General features: G+C 71.9%; 13 protein-coding genes. 11 read left to right on the forward strand and 2 right to left on the reverse strand.

What is annotated here, in order from left to right:
• Positions 1–215 precede the first annotated feature (215 nt).
• From FB470_RS01230 to FB470_RS01240, 3 genes are all read left to right on the forward strand, one after another.
• On the forward strand, positions 216–2,264 hold the full coding sequence (locus FB470_RS01230; protein ID WP_306988024.1) for a DUF6351 family protein: 2,049 nt from the start codon (positions 216–218) through the stop codon (positions 2,262–2,264).
• Between the two features lie 267 nt (positions 2,265–2,531).
• On the forward strand, positions 2,532–3,815 hold the full coding sequence (locus FB470_RS01235) for an FAD-binding protein (protein ID WP_306988026.1): 1,284 nt from the start codon (positions 2,532–2,534) through the stop codon (positions 3,813–3,815).
• 1,161 nt (positions 3,816–4,976) lie between these two features.
• Positions 4,977–5,297 (forward strand): roadblock/LC7 domain-containing protein, encoded by a 321-nt coding sequence (locus FB470_RS01240; RefSeq protein ID WP_306988028.1) that lies wholly within the window; start codon positions 4,977–4,979, stop codon positions 5,295–5,297.
• Positions 5,298–5,606: 309 nt separating this feature from the next.
• Here FB470_RS01240 and FB470_RS01245 read toward each other — a convergent pair whose 3' ends face one another.
• Entirely contained in the window at positions 5,607–6,074 is a 468-nt protein-coding gene (locus FB470_RS01245) for an ATP-binding protein (protein ID WP_306988029.1), read from the reverse strand.
• Between the two features lie 141 nt (positions 6,075–6,215).
• Here FB470_RS01245 and FB470_RS01250 point away from each other — a divergent pair, with 141 nt between their 5' ends.
• The 4 genes from FB470_RS01250 to FB470_RS01265 all read left to right on the forward strand — a co-directional run bounded on the left by FB470_RS01250 (position 6,216) and on the right by FB470_RS01265 (position 9,739).
• Positions 6,216–7,226: an iron-siderophore ABC transporter substrate-binding protein gene (locus tag FB470_RS01250; RefSeq protein ID WP_306988030.1), complete on the forward strand. Its 1,011-nt coding sequence runs from the start codon at positions 6,216–6,218 to the stop codon at positions 7,224–7,226.
• Positions 7,227–7,230: 4 nt separating this feature from the next.
• On the forward strand, positions 7,231–8,262 hold the full coding sequence (locus tag FB470_RS01255) for a FecCD family ABC transporter permease (protein WP_306988032.1): 1,032 nt from the start codon (positions 7,231–7,233) through the stop codon (positions 8,260–8,262).
• Positions 8,259–9,281: a FecCD family ABC transporter permease gene (locus FB470_RS01260; RefSeq protein WP_306988034.1), complete on the forward strand. Its 1,023-nt coding sequence runs from the start codon at positions 8,259–8,261 to the stop codon at positions 9,279–9,281. Before FB470_RS01255 ends, FB470_RS01260 begins: the two co-directional genes overlap by 4 nt.
• 263 nt (positions 9,282–9,544) lie before the next feature.
• Positions 9,545–9,739 (forward strand): hypothetical protein, encoded by a 195-nt coding sequence (locus tag FB470_RS01265; RefSeq protein WP_306988035.1) that lies wholly within the window; start codon positions 9,545–9,547, stop codon positions 9,737–9,739.
• Here FB470_RS01265 and FB470_RS01270 read toward each other — a convergent pair.
• Positions 9,736–11,325 (reverse strand): GntR family transcriptional regulator, encoded by a 1,590-nt coding sequence (locus tag FB470_RS01270; RefSeq protein WP_306988037.1) that lies wholly within the window; start codon positions 11,323–11,325, stop codon positions 9,736–9,738. The genes FB470_RS01265 and FB470_RS01270 overlap by 4 nt on opposite strands.
• 130 nt (positions 11,326–11,455) lie before the next feature.
• Here FB470_RS01270 and FB470_RS01275 point away from each other — a divergent pair, with 130 nt between their 5' ends.
• The 4 genes from FB470_RS01275 to FB470_RS01290 all read left to right on the forward strand — a co-directional run bounded on the left by FB470_RS01275 (position 11,456) and on the right by FB470_RS01290 (position 18,943).
• Positions 11,456–12,820 (forward strand): MFS transporter, encoded by a 1,365-nt coding sequence (locus FB470_RS01275; RefSeq protein WP_306988039.1) that lies wholly within the window; start codon positions 11,456–11,458, stop codon positions 12,818–12,820.
• Positions 12,817–14,856, forward strand: a complete 2,040-nt coding sequence (locus FB470_RS01280) for an NADH:flavin oxidoreductase (protein WP_306988040.1) — start codon at positions 12,817–12,819, stop codon at positions 14,854–14,856. Before FB470_RS01275 ends, FB470_RS01280 begins: the two co-directional genes overlap by 4 nt.
• A 215-nt stretch (positions 14,857–15,071) precedes the next feature.
• A complete protein-coding gene (locus FB470_RS01285; protein ID WP_306988041.1) occupies positions 15,072–15,296 on the forward strand; it encodes a response regulator transcription factor in 225 nt (74 codons plus the stop codon).
• Between the two features lie 56 nt (positions 15,297–15,352).
• Positions 15,353–18,943 (forward strand): ThuA domain-containing protein, encoded by a 3,591-nt coding sequence (locus FB470_RS01290; RefSeq protein ID WP_306988043.1) that lies wholly within the window; start codon positions 15,353–15,355, stop codon positions 18,941–18,943.
• Positions 18,944–18,997: the final 54 nt, after the last annotated feature.

The raw sequence follows: 18,997 nt of genomic DNA on the forward strand, positions 1-18,997 counted from the left end.
TTGCGACCACCGCCTCTTCGCAGCGTGCCAAAACAGAATCAGGTTCGGTTTGCAGGGACCGTACACACTCGTGGACGGCTTGCCCAGCCCCTTCGGACAATCGGTGCAAGCGTGATCGGAGAGAATTCCGTTCTGCGCTGTTGCGGTGACCCGATCACGTGCTATACCCGACCAGACGCCACGACGAGGTGGCGCACGAGCCCGGGGGTGCTCCCTTGCTGCGTGCACTGGTGCTGGCTGCCGCTGTGACGGCGCCGTTGATGACCGTTCCGGCGGCGGTCGCCGCGCCGCCGCGGCTGACCGTGGAATCCGTCTCCAACCCGCACCCCGATCTGGTGAGCGGCGGGCAGGTGCTGGTGCGGGTCCCGGCGGCGCGCGACGTGCGGGTGACGGCCAACGGCCGCGACGTCACCGACGGGTTCAAGCAGGCCGGCGACACGCTGCTGGGCCTGGTCAGCGGGTTGCGTGACGGTGCCAACGAGATCGTCGCGAGCGCGCCGGGGCGCGGTCGCGCGAGCCTGCGGGTGACCAATCACCCGATCAGCGGGCCGGTGTTCTCCGGACGGCAGCAGGAGCCGTTCTACTGCGAAACGCAGGCCTACGGGCTGCCGGCCGCGACCCCGCCGCTGTGCAGCGCGCCGACGCAGGTGAGTTACCAGTACCGGACCACCGGCGGACAGTTCCGGCCGATGGCCGACCCGGCGTCGCGTCCCGCGGATCTCGCTTTCGTCAACGGGATGCCTTACGTCGTGCGGGTGGAACGCGGCACGATCGACCGCGCGGTCTACGAGATCGCCGCGCTCTTCGACGGCACCCAGCCGTCACCGTTCACCGTGGAGCGCGGCTGGAACGAGCGGCTCGTCTACACCTTCGGCGGCGGCTGCAATTCCGGCTTCCACCAGGGCTCCTCGACCGGCGGGGTGATCAACGACCTGTTCCTGTCACAGGGTTACGCGGTGGCCTCGTCCAGCCTGAACGTGCTGGACAACAACTGCAGCCCGATCATCTCCGCGGAGGCCGCGATGATGGTCAAGGAACACTTCGTCGAGACGTACGGGCCGGTGCGGCACACGATCGGCTGGGGCGGGTCGGGCGGCGCGATCCAGCAGTACGACATCGCCGACAACTACCCGGGCATCGTCGACGGCATCATTCCGGGAATCTCCTACCCGGACCCGCTCAGCACGGCCGGCCCGGTGACCGACTGCCGGCTGCTGAACCGGTACTTCGCCGGAGTGGGCAGCTCGTTCACCCCCGAGCAGCGGCTCGCGGTGGCCGGGTTCACCAGCTACAGCACGTGCGTGTCGTGGGAGCAGACCTTCGCCAGCCGGGCCACCGCGACCGGGAGTTGCGACCCGTCGATCCCGGTGGCGCAGCGGTGGGATCCGGTGTCCAATCCGGACGGTGTCATCTGCAACTCCAACGAGCAGCTGGTGAACCAGTTCGGCCGTGATCCGCGCACCGGGTTCGTGCGAAGCACGCTGGACAACACGGGCGTGCAGTACGGGTTGTCCGCCCTGCTCGCCGGGAAGATCACGCCGGCGCAGTTCGCGGACCTCAACGCCGCGGTCGGCGGGCTGGACTACACGGGTGCCCCGGTGCCGCAGCGGAGTTCGGCCGACCCGCGGGCGCTGCATGCGGCGTACCGGTCGGGGCTGGTGAACTCCGGCTCGCTGGGGTTGCGGACCACGCCGGTCATCGACCAGCGCACCGACCTCGACCTGGCCGGCTTCGGCGCCGACATCCACACCACCGAGTGGTCGTTCGTGATGCGGGAACGCCTGCGCCGCAGCGGAGCCGAGGGCAACCAGGTGATCATCGCGAACCACCCGACGGCGGCGGAGTCGGCGGCCGCGAGCCGGTACGAGCTGGACGCGATGGACCGGTGGCTGACGGCGATCGGCAACGACCGGTCGCCGCGCGGTGCGCAGCAGAAGGTGGTCGCGAACCGGCCGGCGGACCTGGGCGACGGGTGTTACGTGTCGGCGACGGAGCGGGTGCTGGAGCCGTTGACCTACCCGGCCGCCGGACGGTGCGGCGCGCTGTACCCGGTGGCGGCGAACACGCGGATGGCGGCGGGCGAGGGCCTGGCGATGGACGTGCTCAAGTGCCGGCTGACACCGCTGGACTTCCGGGACTACCCGGTGCGGTTCACGGCGGAGGAGCAGCGCAAGTTGCGGGCCGCGTTCCCGGACGGCGTCTGCGACTACCGCAAGAGCGGTGAAGGTGCCCACCGGCCGGCCGGGGTCTGGCAGACGTACTAACCCGGGCGGGTGGCTTTCCTTGGTTGACACCATGCGGTGAAAGCGTTGTACCGCAACGCTTTCCGTCCGGGCAGAATGGTGACATGACCCAGCAACGAGTCCTCGCCGCCACAAAGCCCCCGGCCCGCCCTCCCACGCACTTCACCCGATCCACGCCCGAGCACAACGCCCCTCCTGGCCGGCACCTCAACCCACCACCAACGCCCGCACCTACTCGATGCATCCTCTCCATTGCAGGCCCTGGCGCGCGCCCCCTAGCGTGGACCGGTGAGCCTGAGCCACGACGACGGCCTCCGTGACGCCGCCTCCGTCGACTTCGGACACCTCGTCCACCATCGGCCGTCCGCGGTGGTGCGGCCCCGCTCCGCGCGCGAGGTCGCCGAGGTCGTCCGCAGCGCCGCGGCGGCGGGGGTGCCGGTCGCCGCGCGGGGCCGCGGCCACTCCGGGTACGGGCAGGCGCTGACCACCGGCATCGTGATCGACATGTCCACCCTCGCGACGGTGCACGAGGTGCGTGACGACCGCATCGTCGTGGACGCGGGCGCGGGCTGGGACGCGGTCCTCGAGGCCGCGTGGCGGCGCGGCAGCGCGCCACCGGTGCTGACCGACTACCTGGGACTGTCGGTCGGCGGCACGCTGTCCGCAGGCGGCATCGGCGGCACGAGCTTCCGCTACGGGCTGCAGACCGACACGGTCACCGAGCTGGAGGTCGTCACCGGCGGGGGAACCGTACACACCTGCGTCCCGAGCGACGACCTGTTCGCCGCGGTGCTGGGCGGGCTCGGCCAGTGCGGGATCATCACGCGCGCCACGCTGCGGCTCGTCGGTGCGCGGGAACGGGTGCGCCGACGGGAAATCGACCACGCGACGGTGACCTCCGCGGCGGCCGAGCAGCTCTGGTTCATCGAGGTGGGCCGGTTCGACTTCGTGCAAGGCCAGGTCCGCTACGGCGCGTCCGGACGGCGGATATTCCTGGAGACCGCGACCTACTACACCACACCCACCGAACCGCACGACGACGGCGAAGACGTGCCGTACCTGGACTTCCAGCACCGCCTGGACGCCGCCGAAGCGCTCCTGACCCAGACCGGCGGGTGGTTCCAGCCGCACCCGTGGTGGAACTGTTTCCTGCCCGCGTCCACCGCGGTGGATTTCCTGGAGTCACTGGTGGACGCCCTGACCGCCGACGACCTCGGCCCAGCCGGGTGCGTCCTGTTCTACCCCGTGTTCACCGAAAGGATGCACGCTCCACTGGTCCGCCTACCGCCCGAGCGGGTCGCCTACCTGATCGCGATCCTGCGCTTCCCACCCGACGCCACCACGGCAGCCGCCCAGTTGACCCAAAACCTCCACCTCTACCGCGAAGCCCGCCAACGGGGCGGCACCGCCTACCCGATCGGCGCGATCCCCTTCACCACCGCCGACTGGCACCACCACTACGGCACGGATTGGCCGCGCCTGCGGGAGTGGAAGTCCCGCTACGACCCCGCACAGATCCTCACCCCCGGCCCCGGCATCTTCCCCACCCGAGACCACTGCCCCCCGCAATGACCGACCACGCCGAGTCCGCTGATCCCCACAACCACCGACCACCGACCACCCCACCGGAACCCCTCAATACCCGCGACCATCGAGCACTCCGCGTGAACAGCTCAATGCCCCCAACCACCCCACCCGGCCCCTCAACACGCCCAACCACCGGCCACGCCGCCCGAACCGCCCAACACCCCCAACCACCTTCGTCGACCATCCACGCCCAACGACCACCCCGCCCACGTCGCAGCGCAGGCCCTCCCCACGTTTTCGCCCGCCGCCCACCAGAACCACCAGCCATCCCAAACACAACCGCACCCGCCCCCACGCTCCACCCCTTCGCCACATCAACTCGGCCGCAACCCCCAACCCTCCGCCCCTCACCACACCAGCCCACCAACAGACCCACGCCGTCTCCTCTTCACCACCATCAACCGACCCCGTACCGCCAGCCCTCAACACCCGACCGCACCAGCCCCCACCACCCACGTTTCCGCCCACCGCCAGCACCATCCACCACAACCCCAGCCCTCCCAAACCCGACCGCACCAGCCGCACCGGCCATGCCTTCACCCTCCGCCGACAACAAACCAGCCCAAACCCCCAGCCCACCTGCACCCGCCCACAAAAACCACACCCGCGTCCCGGACCCAGCCGTCCATTCGTCCCGCGGATCATCTGGCGGTAGCCGTCCTCTCCGAGCGTGTCCGGGTCGCTCGCGCCTCAGCCACGTGTGCTCGGGCGGGGGACAGGTCGCCGGCCCGGCGGTAGGCGTCGCCGGACGCCGCCGCTAACGCCCGCCCGTCCCACGTCAGCTCGTCGCGCACGTCATCCCTCCGGCCAGGCAGTGCGCCGCCCACCGGCCGGCTGGTCCGCCGTCCGACCACACCGCGGCCAGGATCCGAAGCGCCGCCTCGCGTTCGGCAACGCCGTGCCAGCTCGGTGCCCTCCGTCGACCGCCTCATGCGGGGCATCGTGCGGGCTTCGACCCACTCGAAGCCCCGACCCGCAGCTACCCTGAACACAATGGGGGCCGTCACCCACCCCCTCGCGCGGACCGGGCATGCGCGCGTGATCCAGTTCTACGCCGACGACCCCCGCGCGGCGGTTGCCGCGATCAAGTCCGCCCTGGCGCGCCCGCGTGACAGCCCGCGGTGATCACCCCAGCACGATGCGCGCATGATCATCGACGACGTCCTGCGCAGCGTCCCCGCGGTCCGGCACGCCGTGCTACTCTCCCCCGACGGGCTGGTCCAGGCCCACTCCCCCGGCATGACCACCACCGGGGCCGAGTACCTCGCCTCGATGGCCGCGATGCTGCACAGCCTGGCCCACCGCGCGGGCGCCCTCCTGGACGGCGGTGAACCGCAGCACGTGGCCATCAGATTCAGCGACAGCTCCCTGGTGCTCGTGGCCGCGGGCCCGGCAGCGCACCTGGCCGTCACCACCACGCGCGATCCCGCCGAGGTCCTCCGGCACCTGCCCCGCCGGGACAGCTGACCACCCGAAGACCACTCGCGGCCCGGCCACAACGATCACGGGTCCGGTCGTGCAGAAACGCCTGCGCCCCGGCGGGACCTCCGATCGAAGCCCGGAAGCGGAACGTCGGCACGAGTCGTCTCGCGTCCGGGCCGGGCTCGTCGCTCCCCACCCGAGCGGGACATTCGCCAACCACACGCGCGAGGTCCCGGCGGGAGCACAAGACACCTCGCCGCCCGGTGATCACGCGTTCTCCGCACCAGCAGTAGCCAGCGCCCCCGGGGTGCACGGAGAAGTGGCCCGGAACAGCCCCGAACCGGAGAGCGTCGCTCACCAGCGCGGCGACCACGCCGGCACCGAGCAGTCCACCACCGCCCACACGGTCTTGCCGCCCCCAGCGGCGGCCCGGTACCCCCACCCCGTCGCCAGCCGGTCGACCAGCACGAGGCCCCGGCCGCGCAGCGACTTCGGGTTTCCGTCGCCCAGCACGGGCGGAGCGGGGGAGCCGTCGTCAACCTCGATGAGGACCTCGGGGGACGGCCCGTCGCGCCTCAGTCGGATCCGGTGGGCGCCCCCGGCGTGGTCGTAGGCGTTCGTGAGCACTTCGGTCGCGACCAGCTGCACCGCGAAGACGTGGTCGTCCCCCAGGTCCGCCAGTGCACAGGCCACCCACTGGCGCACCCGCACCAGCGGGGGCACCGCGTCCGGCAGATCGAGCACCAGCTCGTCCTTCGCCGCCGGGTCGCCCATCCGGTTCACCACGCCCTGTCTGCTCAACGCGTTTCGCACGGCCGCCACACGGAAACCGTCACCCGTCCATGTCACACCCTCGCGCGCCCGGAGGCCAGTCCGCGCGCGCCCTGCGATCACGGCCATCTGGACGACACCCCCAGGCGACCCTAATTTAGGATCGGCTTACCTAATACGAGAGGCACTTCCATGCGTTCTCCACGTCCGCGTGCGCGCGGTTCTCTGCCGGCTCTCCTCCTGGGCGCGGTCCTCGCGCTCGCGGGCTGCGGCTCGTCCGCGGAGCAGAGCGCGACCGAGCCGGCGACCCCGGCGAGCGGTCGGTTCCCGGTCACCATCGCGACCGCGTTCGGTGACGTCACGATCCCCGCGCAGCCGAAGCGGGTCGTGGCGCTGGGTTGGGGTGACGCGGAGGTCGCGTTGACGCTCGGGGTGCAGCCGGTGGGGGCATCGGACTGGCTGCCGGTCGGCGGTGACGGCGTCGCCCCGTGGATGCCGCAGGACAAGCACTACACGACGGCGCCGACGATGCTGGGCACCCTCGAGGTGAGCGCCGAGCAGGTCGCCGCGCTCGACCCGGACCTCATCCTGGACACCCGCGCCGGCGGCGACAAAGCCCGTTACGACCAGCTCGCCGCACTCGGCGTCCCGGTGGTCGGCATCCCGGCCGGCGGCGAGGCCTACGCGACCACCTGGCAGCAGCAGCTCGACATGATCGGCAAGGCCCTCGGCCGGACCAGCGAGGCCGCGAAGGTGCAGTCCGACCTCGACGCCAAGTTCCAGCAGGCCGCCGGCGCGCACCCGGAGTTCACCGGGAAGTCCGTGGCGGTCGGCGCCAAGATGGCCGGGTCCTACGGCGCCTACGTCAACGGCGGCGCCCGCATCGAGTTCATGGAGCGCCTCGGCTTCACCCAGTCGCCCCAGGTGCAGGCACAGGCGAACGACAGCTTCTACATCACCGTCTCCCCGGAGCGGATGGACCTGTTCAACGCGGACCTGACCGTGATCTCGCCGATCGGGGTCAGCGCCGACGAGATCACCAAGGACCCGTTGTTCCAGGCGGTGCCCTCGGTCAAGGCCGGGCACGTGGTCGTCCTGTCGGACCAGACGGTCTCCCAGGCCTTCGCCAGCGCCACCCCGCTGGGCCTGAGCTACGCGATCGACCAGGTCGTGCCGATGATCACCGAGGCGATGGCGCGCTGACCCGGTGCTCCGCGAAACCACGACCGGCCTCCCCCGGCGCCGCCGGGCCCCGCTCGGCCTCGGCCTGGTCCTGGGCCTGGTGGCACTGGGGCTGGCCGTGGTGGGCAGCGTCGCGGTGGGAGCCAAGGGGCTCCCACCGTCGGTGGTCCTCGATGCCCTGCTGCACCACGATCCGGCCGACCCGGACCACCTGATCATCTGGCAGGTCCGCGTCCCGCGCACGCTGGTGGGCCTCCTCGCCGGCGCCGCGCTCGGGCTGGCCGGCGTGATCATCCAGGGCGTCACCCGCAACCCGCTCGCCGACCCGGGCATCCTCGGCGTCAACGCGGGCGCGTCGCTGTGCGTCGTCGTCGCGATCAGCGTCGCCGGGATCGACTCGATGACCGGCTACGTCTGGTTCGCGTTCCTCGGGGCCGCGCTCGCCGCGGTGGTGGTCTACGGCGTCGGCTCGCTCGGCCGGGACGGCGCCACCCCGCTGAAGATTGCCCTGACCGGCGCCGCGTGCGAGGCCGCGTTCCGGTCCCTGACGACCGGCATCCTGGTCAGCGACAACGCCACCTACGAGCAGTTCCGCTTCTGGCAGGTCGGTTCGCTCGCCGGACGCGATGCGGCGGTCGTCACGCAGGCCCTGCCGTTCCTGATCGCCGGTTTCGTGCTGGCGCTGGCCTCCGCGCGGACCCTCAACGGGCTGGCCCTGGGCGACGACGTGGCCCGCGGCCTGGGCCAGAACGTCCCCGCCGGCCGGGCGCTGTGCGCCCTGGCGGTGGTCGTCCTGTGCGGCACGGCGACCGCGATGGCGGGTCCGATCGCGTTCGTCGGCCTGATGGTGCCGCACGCCGCGCGCCTGATCACCGGGCCGGACCACCGCTGGCTGCTGCCGTACTCGATGGTGCTGGCGCCGCTGGTGCTGCTGGTCGCCGACATCATCGGACGGCTGGTCGCGCAGCCCGGCGAGCTGCAGGTCGGGATCGTCACCGCAGCGATCGGCGCGCCGGTGTTCATCGCGCTGGTCCGCCGGAAGCGCGTGCGCGGATGACCACGGTGATGGCGGTGCAGCGGCGCACGGCGCGCCGGACCGCGGTCGTGACGCTGGTGCTGGCGGCCGCGGTGCTCGCGGTGTTCCTGCTGGCGCTGTCCATCGGGGACTTCCCGATCGCGTTGCCCGACGTGGTGCGCACGCTGTTCGGCAACGGCACCGTGCGGGACAACTACATCGTGCTGCGGCTGCGGTTGCCGCGCGCGCTGGCGGGGCTGCTGGCCGGATTCGCGTTCGGGTTGTCCGGCGCGCTGTTCCAGCGGGTGCTGCGCAACCCGCTCGCCAGTCCCGACGTCATCGGCGTGACGGCAGGCTCCTCGCTGGCCGCGGTGCTGTGCCTGATCACGTTCGGCGTCACCGGGGCGATCGTGCCGGCCGCGGCGCTGGTGGGCGGGCTGGTCACGTCCGTCCTGATCTACGCGCTGGCCTGGCGCCGCGGCGTGACCGGGCACCGGCTCGTGCTGGTCGGCATCGGGGTCGCCGCGCTGGCGGCGAGTGCCATGTCCTACTTCCTGACCCGGTCCGACGTGCGGATCGCGACGCAGGCGTTGGTGTGGATCACGGGCAGCTTCGCCCGGGTCTCGTGGACCGAGGTGCGGATGGCCGCCGTGTTCCTGGTGGTGCTCGTGCCGGCCGCACTGCTGCTCGGGCGGGCGCTGTCGGTCCTGCAACTCGGCGACGACGCCGCGAAGGGCCTGGGGCTGCGCGTGGAACGGGTGCGGCTCGGCCTGCTGGCGCTGGCGGCCGAGCTGTGCGGGGTGGCGACGTCGGTCGGCGGTCCGATCGCGTTCGTGGCGCTGGTGTCCGGGCCGATCGCCACGCGCGTGCTGCGCACCGGGCGCCCCGGTCTGCTCCCGTCCGCGCTGGTCGGCGCGCTGATCACGCTGCTCGCGGATTTCGCCGCGCAGCACCTGCTCAGCGGCACCCACCAGCTACCGGTCGGCGTGGTCACCGGTGCCGTCGGGGCGCCCTACCTGCTGTTCCTGCTGGCCACGGCGAACCGGGGAGGACGTTCGTGACCCGTGGGGCGCCCGTGCATGGCGCCCACGCGTTGCGGGGGCCTGGCCCGCGGGAGACAGCCGAGCTCACGGGCTGGTGACCAGCGCGGAGTACCAGCGCCACTCGCCCGGCCGCGACAGGCCCGGCAGGTCGGCACCGCCGGCGGCCCGCAGCAGCGGCCACAGGCGTCCGGCCTCACGCGGGGAACAGCCGCGCCCGGACCAGCGCGCACAGCTCGCCCGGTGGCTGCCACGGCAATCCAGCCTGCGGTCAGTCCGTGCGTGTGCACCAGCGTCTCCACGATGCCCACGGCGGCGAAGCCCGCCAGGTCGCTGTGGTCGACGACGCCGACAGCGGCTACCTGGTGCGCGGCGTGCTGCACGGCGTGGTGTGCGCGGCCGTGCTGCTGGCCGCGGTCGCGGTGGCGTCCTCGCTCCGCCTGCGGCAGCGGCCGCACCTGAAGTTCGTGGGCCGCTAGCCCCCGCGGCCGGGTCCGCCGGTCAGGGTGGTCCACAGGCCGGCGTCGAAGTCCTCCAGGGGGAGGCGGCCGATCATGTACCGCACCGCGTATTCGATCTTGCCGCGCCAGCGGGCCGCGGCTTCTTCCGGGCTGCCGGAACGCAGTGCGGCCAGGATGCCGCCCGCGTCGTGGATCATGCGCGGCACGGCGCCGGTGTAGTCCAGGCCCAGGATCGAGATGAACATCCGCAGCTGAACGCCGAGCCGGTTGAAGTGCAGGGCCGTCCGGGGCAGATCGGCCGCCTCGGCCATCGCCTCCTGGAACGCCAGGTCGGCCTCGGCGGTCTCCTCCGCCTGTCCCGACCGCGCGCGGTCCCGCACCTCGGCCACCGCCTTCGCCACCGGCGTCAGCTCCCCTGGCCCGCGCGTGGCCAGTCTGCGCACCAGCAGCGATCCGAGCGCGGCCCGCGCGGCGTAGGTCTCCAGCACATCGCCTGCCCGCATCCGCGGGATGGCCGCGCCCCGGTTCGGCAACAGTTCGAGCAGCCCGTCCGCGGCGAGCGAGCGCAACGCCTCCCGCGCCGTAGCGCGCGAGACCCCGAGCCGGGCCGCCAGTGGCGCCTCCCGGATCCGTTCCCCGGGCTGAAACCTGCCCCGCGCGATCGACTCCCGCAGCACCGGCACCACCCGTTCGGCCGGCCTCGTGCCCGCCGCTACGGACCGGTGAAGACGGTCCTCGGGTGAGTCAGTGATGACGCGCCCCCGCGGCACCCACGAGAACGGCGACGAGCGATCCCACGCCCGCAACGCACCGGTGAGATCGGCCAGGTCCCCGGTGTCCAGTCCGGGTGCGGTGAGGACCTGCTCGGCCTGCGCGTGCCACACCTCGGGCGCAACGACCAACGGCCGCAATCGCGTCTGGTGCGGCAACCAGCTCGCGTCCGCACCGGCCAGCAGCACCACCACTTGGCCGCGGGCCGGCACCGCCCGGTCGACCGCGACCAGGAACGCCCGCAACCCGGACGGCGCCGCGGCGGCGGACCGGGCGATCGCGACGGCGGCGAGCAGTGTCTGACTCCCGGTCCGCGCCACTTGCCGCGCCCGCCCGGACACCACCGCACCGCCGGCGTCACCGGCCAGGGCGAGGACGGCCGCGGTCCCGTCGAAGTAGACCCCGGCCACGTGCCGGAACGCCGCCACCGCGGGCACACCCGCCACCGGCGGCCACAGCGAGCGCACGATCCGGCTCACGGTGCTCTGGCTCAGCCCCGTGGCCGCGGCCAGTGAGCGCGTCGACCACGGTCCACCGGGTGCCAGAAGGGTGGACAGGACCAGGGAGACACCGCCGTCCGCCACCGTCCGCGGACGCCCGCGCCGTCGCCGGTCGCCGAGCGCGGGCAGGCCGCCCGAGGCGAAGCGGTCCCGCCACCGCGTCACCACGTCCCGCGACACCCCCAGCGTCCGGGCCACCTCGGCGACGGTGGGCGCCGAAGCGCAGGCGAGCACGATCCGCGCTCGCGCCACCACCGCCTGCGGGCTCGACGGGCTGCCGACCACTCGCTCCAGTGCCGCCCGATCGGCCGCTCTCAATTCCAGAACCGCCATCCCGCCAGCGTAGTCTCACTTCTGACTCAGCCCGGAAAAAAAGACCAGTTCGTCGTCGACACCGTTGTCTACAAAAATCGCGGTACCGATACTTCACCGCTATCCATCCAGCAGAGGCGAGGAGTACCGGATGCGGCATTCGATCATCGACGCCGAACCGTACGGGAAGTTCCACCGGAAACTGTTCTTCCTGTCCGCGGGCGGGCCGTTCCTGGACGGCTACATCCTGAGCGTCGTCGGCGTGGCCATCGGCGGGGCGTCGGCCGACCTCGGGCTGACCCCGGGGCAGGAAGGACTCGTGGGTGCGTCGGCACTGGTCGGCGTCCTGCTCGGCGGGCTGGTGTTCGGCTGGGTCACCGACCGCGTCGGCCGCCAGCTCATGTACACGATCGACCTGGTCGCGCTCGTGCTGTCCTCCGCACTGTGCCTGGTCGTGCCCGACGCGTGGTGGCTGATCGCCCTCCGCGTCGTCGCTGGCGTCGCGGTCGGCGCGGACTACCCGATCGCCACGTCCCTGCTCGCCGAATGGCTACCCGCGGACCGCCGCGGCCGCACCATGGGCGCGCTCGTCGCCGCGTGGTTTGTGGGCGCCGCGGCCGCCTACCTCGTCGGCTACGCGGTGACCGCGGTCGCCGGGGACGAACCGTGGCGCTGGATCCTGGCCAGCGGCGCGCTTCCCGGGATCATCATCCTGCTGGCCCGCCTGGGCACTCCCGAGTCGCCCCGGTGGCTGCTGCGCCACGGCCGGCGCGACGACGCCAGGGAAGCCATCCACAAGGCGTTCGGCCGCTACCCCACCGAGGCGGAACTGACCGTCCTCGCCGAACAGGAACCGCCTGCGAAGTCCCGCCTGTCCCGCGTCTTCACCGGCGGCTACCTGCGCCGCACCCTGTTCGCGGGCGGGTTCTGGCTCTGCCAGGTCGCACCCGCGTTCGCGATCATCACCTTCTACCCGGTCGTGCTCGGCGCCTACGGCTTCTCCAAGGGAGGCACCGCACTGCTGTGGTCCGCGGCGGTCACGCTGGTGACGATGGCCGGCTGTTTTCCGTGCATCCGGCTCGTCGAGTCGTGGGGCCGCCGTCCGGTGATCATCTGGACCTTCGTCGCCTCCGCGATCCCGCTGGCGGTGCTCGGCTTCTTCCCGGGACTGCCCGCCGTGCTCGCGATCGTCCTGTTCTCGGTGAACGCCCTCGCCCAGGGCGGCGGCAACATCCTGCAGTGGATCTACCCGACCGAACTGTTCCCCACCGACATCCGCGCCTCGGCCGTCGGCGTCGCCAGCGCGATCAGCCGGATCGGTGCGGCGGGGGGCACCTACCTGCTCCCCCTGAGCCTCGACCACCTCGGCCTCGGCCCGACCATGCTCATCGGCGCCGCGATCGCCGTCATCGGCACGGTGATCTGCGTGCTGTGGGCGCCGGAGACGCGGGGCCAGGCCCTGCACGAGAGTTCCTCGACGACACCGGTGCGCCGGGCCCGGGAGACCGCGCGATGACCGACCCGCTGCTCACCCCGTTCCGCCTGAAGACCCTTACCCTGCGCAACCGCGTTGTCAGCACGTCGCACGAGCCCGGCTACGGCGTCCACGGCATGCCCGCCGACCGCTACCGCGCCTACCACGTCGAGAAGGCCCGCGGCGGGATCGCGCTGACCATGATCGGTGGCGGCGCCGTCGTGAGCCCGGACGCCACCCCCTCGTTCGCGAACCTGCGCATGGACTCCGACGACGTGGTCCCCTGGCTGCGGCGGCTGTCCGACGAGGTGCACGCCGAAGGCGCGGCGGTGATGACCCAGCTGACGCACCTCGGTCACCGCACCAGCAACCACAGCGGCGACTGGCTTCCCGTGCTGTCGGTGAGCGCCGTGCGCGAGCCCGCGCACCGCGCGTTCACCCGGGAAGCCGAACCGCACGACCTGCGCCGCATCGCCGCCGACTTCGCCAGTGCCGCCCTGCGCTGCCAGGACGGTGGCCTCGACGGTGTCGAACTGATGGCGTACGGGCACCTGCTCGACAGCTTCTGGTCGCCGGCGATGAACCGGCGCACCGACGGCTACGGCGGTGACCTGGACGCCCGGATGCGCTTCCCGCTCGAGGTGATCGCGGCGGTGCGCGAGGCGGTCGGCAGCGACTTCGTGGTGGGGATCCGCATGGCCGTCGAGGAACGACGGCCCGGCGGGCTGACCGCCGAGGAGGGGCTGGAGATCGCCCGGCGCGTCGTGGACGCGGGCATCGACTTCATCAGTGTGATCCGCGGCCACATCTCGACCGAGAACGGCCTCTCGCACGTGATCCCGCCGATGGGCGAACGGTCGGCACCGCACCTGACGCTCGCCGGCGCGGTCCGCGCGCACGTCGGCGTGCCGGTGATGCACGCGGCGCGCATCGCCGACCTGGCCACGGCCCGGTACGCGATCGCCGAGGGCCTGCTCGACCTGGTCGGCATGACCCGCGCGCACCTCGCCGACCCGCACCTGGTGCGGAAACTGCAGGCCGGGGAGGCCGACCGCATCCGGCCGTGCGTCGGGGCGAGCGCGTGCATCGACGCGGCCTACCTCGGCGAACCGGCCCACTGCGTGCACAACGCCTCGACGGGCCGGGAACTCCAGCTGCCGCACCGGATTCCGCCCGCACCGGCCGTCAAACGGGCGGTCGTCGTCGGTGCGGGCGTGGCCGGTCTGGAGGCGGCCCGCGTGCTCGCCGAGCGCGGGCACGACGTGACCGTGTTCGAGGCGGCCGACCAGCCCGGCGGACAGCTGCTGCTGGCCGCCAAGACCCCCCGGCGTCGTGACCTGGCCGGCATCGTGGACTGGCGCGTCGCCGAGCTGCGGCGGCTCGGGGTCGCGGTGAAGCTGAACCACTACGCCGAGGCCCGCGAGGTCCTCGAGCTGGAGCCGGACGTCGTGGTCGTCGCCACCGGCGGGACGCCCGACACGCGGTTCCTGGACGCGGGCGCGAACCTCGTGCACGACACGTGGGACGTGCTCTCCGGCGCTGTCCGGCCGTCCGGTTCCGTGCTCGTCTACGACGACCACGGCGGCCATCCCGGCCTGGACGCGGTGGACGCGCTGCTGGACGCGGGCGCGGACGTGGAGTGGGTCAGTCCGGAAAGGACGATCGGGGTCGAGGTCGGCAGCGTCAACGCCCCGCCGTACCTGCGGCGCTTCACCGGCGACGGGGTGCGGGTCACACTGCTGCACCGGCTGACACGGGTCGAGCGGGACGGCAGCCGCCTGCGGGCGGTCTTCACCAGCGACCTCGCCGACACTGGCGCGGAGACGCTGACCCGCGTCGTCGACCACGTCGTGGTGGAACACGGGACGCTGCCCAACGCCGACCTTTACCACGACCTGGTGCCGCACTCGACGAACCTCGGCGAGATCACCGTCGCCGAGCTGCTGGCCCGGCGGGAGCAGCCGGCCGGCCCGAACGCCGACGGCGCGTTCCGCCTCTACCGCATCGGCGACGCCGTGAGCAGCCGCAGCATCCACTCCGCCGTGCTGGACGCGTTCCGCCTCTGCGTCGCGGTGTGATCCACGGGGAGGGCGGGCGGCACTCGCCGTCCGCCCTCCGAAAGTCGTGGGCTGAACGGAGCCACTTCTTCCTGCTGCCGACGTTCCAGTGGCCAGTTTGCGACAGACATCTTCCTACCGTGCGCAAAAGTGGTTAGTTTCCCAGAGCATCCGTTGCCCGCTGCTGGGAGGCAGAGATCAATGGTGATCCGTTCCCGAACCGCGCAGGTCGAGCGGTGACCGCCACGCTCGACGAACCCCTCAGATCCACCGTCCTGAACGAGCAGGAACGCGCCGTGCTGGCGCTGCTCGCGGACGGGCTGCCGATCGAGGCGGTGGCCCGGCGGCTCAACCTGTCCAAACGCACGGTGCAGCGCCGGATCCGGCGGATCTGCGACCGGCTGGACGTCCACGCGCCGATCCAGGCCGTGGTGTGGGCCGCCCGGCGCGGGCTCATCTGACGTGCGGTGCGACCACCGCAACGGCAAGGCAAATCCGACGCTAGGCGAGGGATGGTATGCGGCACAGACGTGATCTCGAACCGAGCCGATCGAGACGGCCCTGGGCACCACCACGGCGGCGGGGCAGGTTCCGGCGGTCGCTGGCCCAGCTGTGCGGACTGGTCCTGCTGACCGCCGTGCCCGTGGTCCCCGCGCTGGCCGCGCCGGCCCCGGCCCCGGCCGAGGCCGCCGTGGCGGCGTCGGAACCGGTGCGGGTGCTGGTCTTCCACGGCCCGTCCGACCGGCAGGCCGACCCGGTGAACACCGCCGCCGCGGCGATCCAGGAACTGGGCCGCACCGGCGGGTTCCAAGCCGACGTCACGGCCGACCCGGCTGCGTTCACCCCGGCCAACCTGGCCCGTTACCGCGGCGTGGTGTTCCTCTCCGCCGACGGTGTCACGCTCAGCCCGGCCCAGGAGGACGCGCTCAAGGCGTTCGTCGCCGCCGGCAACGGGTTCGTCGGCGTCCACGACGCCGCCCGCGCACAGTCCACATCGGACTGGTTCACCGGGCTGATCGGCACCCGGCCGGCGGCGAGCCCGGACACGGTGCAGCAGGCCGTGGTCGACGTGACCGACCGGCAGCACCCCGCCAACACGGGCCTGCCGCTGAACTGGACCCGCTCCGACCAGTGGCTGAACTGGAGCCCGAACCCGGTCGGCCAGGTGCACACCATCGCCCAGGTCGAGGAGTGGAAGTACCAGGCGGGCGACGAGGCCAACGGCGCGTTCCACCCGGTGTCCTGGTGCCGCGACTACTCCGGCGGCCGCTCCTTCTACACCGGCATGGGCCGCACCCCGGAGAGCTACACGACCGACCAGCTCTTCCGCGGTCACCTGCTGGGTGCGATCCAGTGGACGGCGGGCATGGTGCGCGGCGACTGCCAGGCGACCATCGCGTCGAACTACACCGTGGAACGCCTCACCGCCAAGAACCAGCCGGGGCAGCTGGACCAGATCGGTGAGCCGCACGGCCTCACGATCGCCCCCGACGGCAAGGTGTTCTACATCGGCAAGGCCGCCTGCCCGTCCGGCCCGGTCGTCGACTGGTCGGACCCCGACGTCGGCCTGGGCTGCGGCACGATCCACCAGTGGGACCCGAAGACCAAGCAGGTCAAGCTGCTGACCACGCTCGAGGTGATGGGCAACCGCGGCAGCGGTGACGAGCTGGTGAAGAACGAGGAGGGCCTGGTCGGCATCACGCTCGACCCGGACTTCGCCCGCAACGGCTGGATCTACGTGTACTGGATGCCGCACGAGTCGATCGACCGCGACCTGCGGATCGGCCAGCGCACGGTGTCCCGCTTCACCTACGACGCGGCGAGGCAGACCATCGACCAGTCGACCCGCAAGGACCTGCTGCACTGGGACGCCCAGATCCACAGCTGCTGCCACGCCGGCGGCGGCATGGCGTTCGACGACGCGGGCAACCTCTACATCGGTGTCGGGGACAACAACTCCTCCGGCGGTTCGGACGGCTACTCCGGCAACAACTGGACGGCCGAGTACAAGGGCACCTCGTTCCAGGACGCCCGCCGCACCTCCGGCAACACCAACAACCTCAACGGCAAGGTGCTGCGCATCCACCCCGAGGCGGACGGCACCTACACGATCCCGCCGGGCAACCTGTTCACCGGGACCGAGGAGGGCGGCGGCAAGACCCGCCCGGAGATCTACGTGATGGGTGTGCGCAACATCGCGCGCCTGGCGATCGACAAGCAGCACGACTGGCTCACCGCGGGCTGGGTCGGTCCGGACGCCGGCGGCCCGAACCCGGAGCTGGGCCCGGCCAAGTACGAGACCGCGACCGTCATCACCTCGGCGGGCAACCAGGGCTGGCCGTACTGCATGGGCAACCGGCAGCCCTACCGGGACCGCAGCAACACCGACGCGAGCGTCCTCACCGGCTGGTACGACTGCGGTGACCTGAAGAACACCTCGCCGCGCAACACCGGCCTGGTGGACATCCCGCCCGCACGGGACAACGCGATCTGGTACTCGCCGCAGGGCGGCGGCCCGGTCTACCCGGCGCGCGCCGACGGCAGCGGGATCCCGTCGTACGTCCAGTCCGAGGCCACCTACACCGAGCCCTACCTCAAGGGCGGCGGCCAGGCGGTCATGTCCGGCCCGACCTACCACCGCTCGGAGGTCAACACCGCCAGCGGGGTCGCGTGGCCGGCCTACTGGGAGGACAAGTGGTTCATCGGTGACGAGTCCAACGCGAACAACCGCATCGCGGTGACGCTCGACCCGTCGCGCGTGCCGAACCAGGGCCCGCCGGCGTTCGCCGAGGACCTGCGGCAGATCATCAAGGGCGGCGGTGGCGACACCGCGCTGCAGAGCTGGATGGACGCCAAGTTCGGTCCGGACGGGGCGCTGTACCTGCTGGACTACGCGGGCGGGTTCTTCAGCCTCGACCCCAACCAGAAGCTGATCCGGATCAGCTACCACGGTGGGGCGCCGACCCCGTCCCCGGAGGCGGCGACCGTCGCGACGACCACCCAGGCCGGCCCGATGACCATGGCGTTCAACGGCGCCAAGGCCGGTGGCGTGTCCTGGCGGTGGGACTTCGGTGACGGCACCACGTCCACCGAGGCCAACCCCACGCACACCTACCTGCGCGGCGGCACCTACGACGCCACGCTGGAGGTCACCTACGCCAACGGGGAGAAGGCCACCAAGCGGCTGCCGGTGACGGTCAGCTGCCCGGCTCCGGATGCCCGCAAGTCGGTGTGGATCCTCGACTCCGAGACCAAGGTGGCCAACCGCAACATCGGCCTCGGCTGCACCGTCAACGACCTGATCGACGACGAGCGGGCCTGGCCGGACCACGACGCGTTCACCGCGTACGTGACCGACGTGACGAACAAGCTGCGCGGGTTCGGGCTGCTGTCCGACAAGGACGTGAACGCGCTGGTCCGGGCGGCCTCGTCGTCACCGGTGGGCCGGGCGGGCACCACGGGCTACGAGTGGCTGTTCGACGGCACGTCGACCAACGGCTGGAGCCAGGCCCCGGACGGGAGGTTCGACCTGCAACCGGACGGGACCCTGCACAGCTCGGGCGGCATGGGCATGCTCTGGTACTCGGGCAAGGCGTTCGGCGACTTCTCGGTGCGCCTGCAGTTCCGGGACGTCGCACCGGCCGGTGACCGCGCCAACAGCGGCGTGTTCACCCGGTTCCCGGACCCGCGCACACCGCTGGAGCAACGCCCGCCGGGCAGCTGCGGCACGGTCGGCTCGGCGCGGACGTCGCAGGCGTGGGTGGCGATCTACTGTGGACACGAGATCCAGATCAACGACAACACCGCGGGTGACGCGCAGAAGACCGGTTCGGTCTACAACTTCTCGCAGGTGGGTCTGGACGGGGCGTTCCCGACGGCGAAGGGCGTCTGGAACGACTACGAGGTGCGGGTGACCGGCCAGCACTACACGATCATCCGCAACGGTGTGGTCATCAACGAGTTCGACAACACCCCGGGCAAGCCGTCGTCGCGCGCCGGCGACCCGCCGACGGACCTGCGGCAGTTCTTCAGCGGGTTCATCGGCTTGCAGAACCACAGCGATCGCGACGTGATCGAGTTCCGCAACATCCGGGTGCGCCAGCTCTAGCACACCTCCCCTCCCCGGTGGCGCCGCTCGTCGGGCGGCGCCACCGGCTCCCCA

It is taken from the genome of Amycolatopsis thermophila (genome assembly GCF_030814215.1).
In the GTDB taxonomy this organism is placed as follows: Bacteria; Actinomycetota; Actinomycetes; order Mycobacteriales; family Pseudonocardiaceae; genus Amycolatopsis_E; species Amycolatopsis_E thermophila.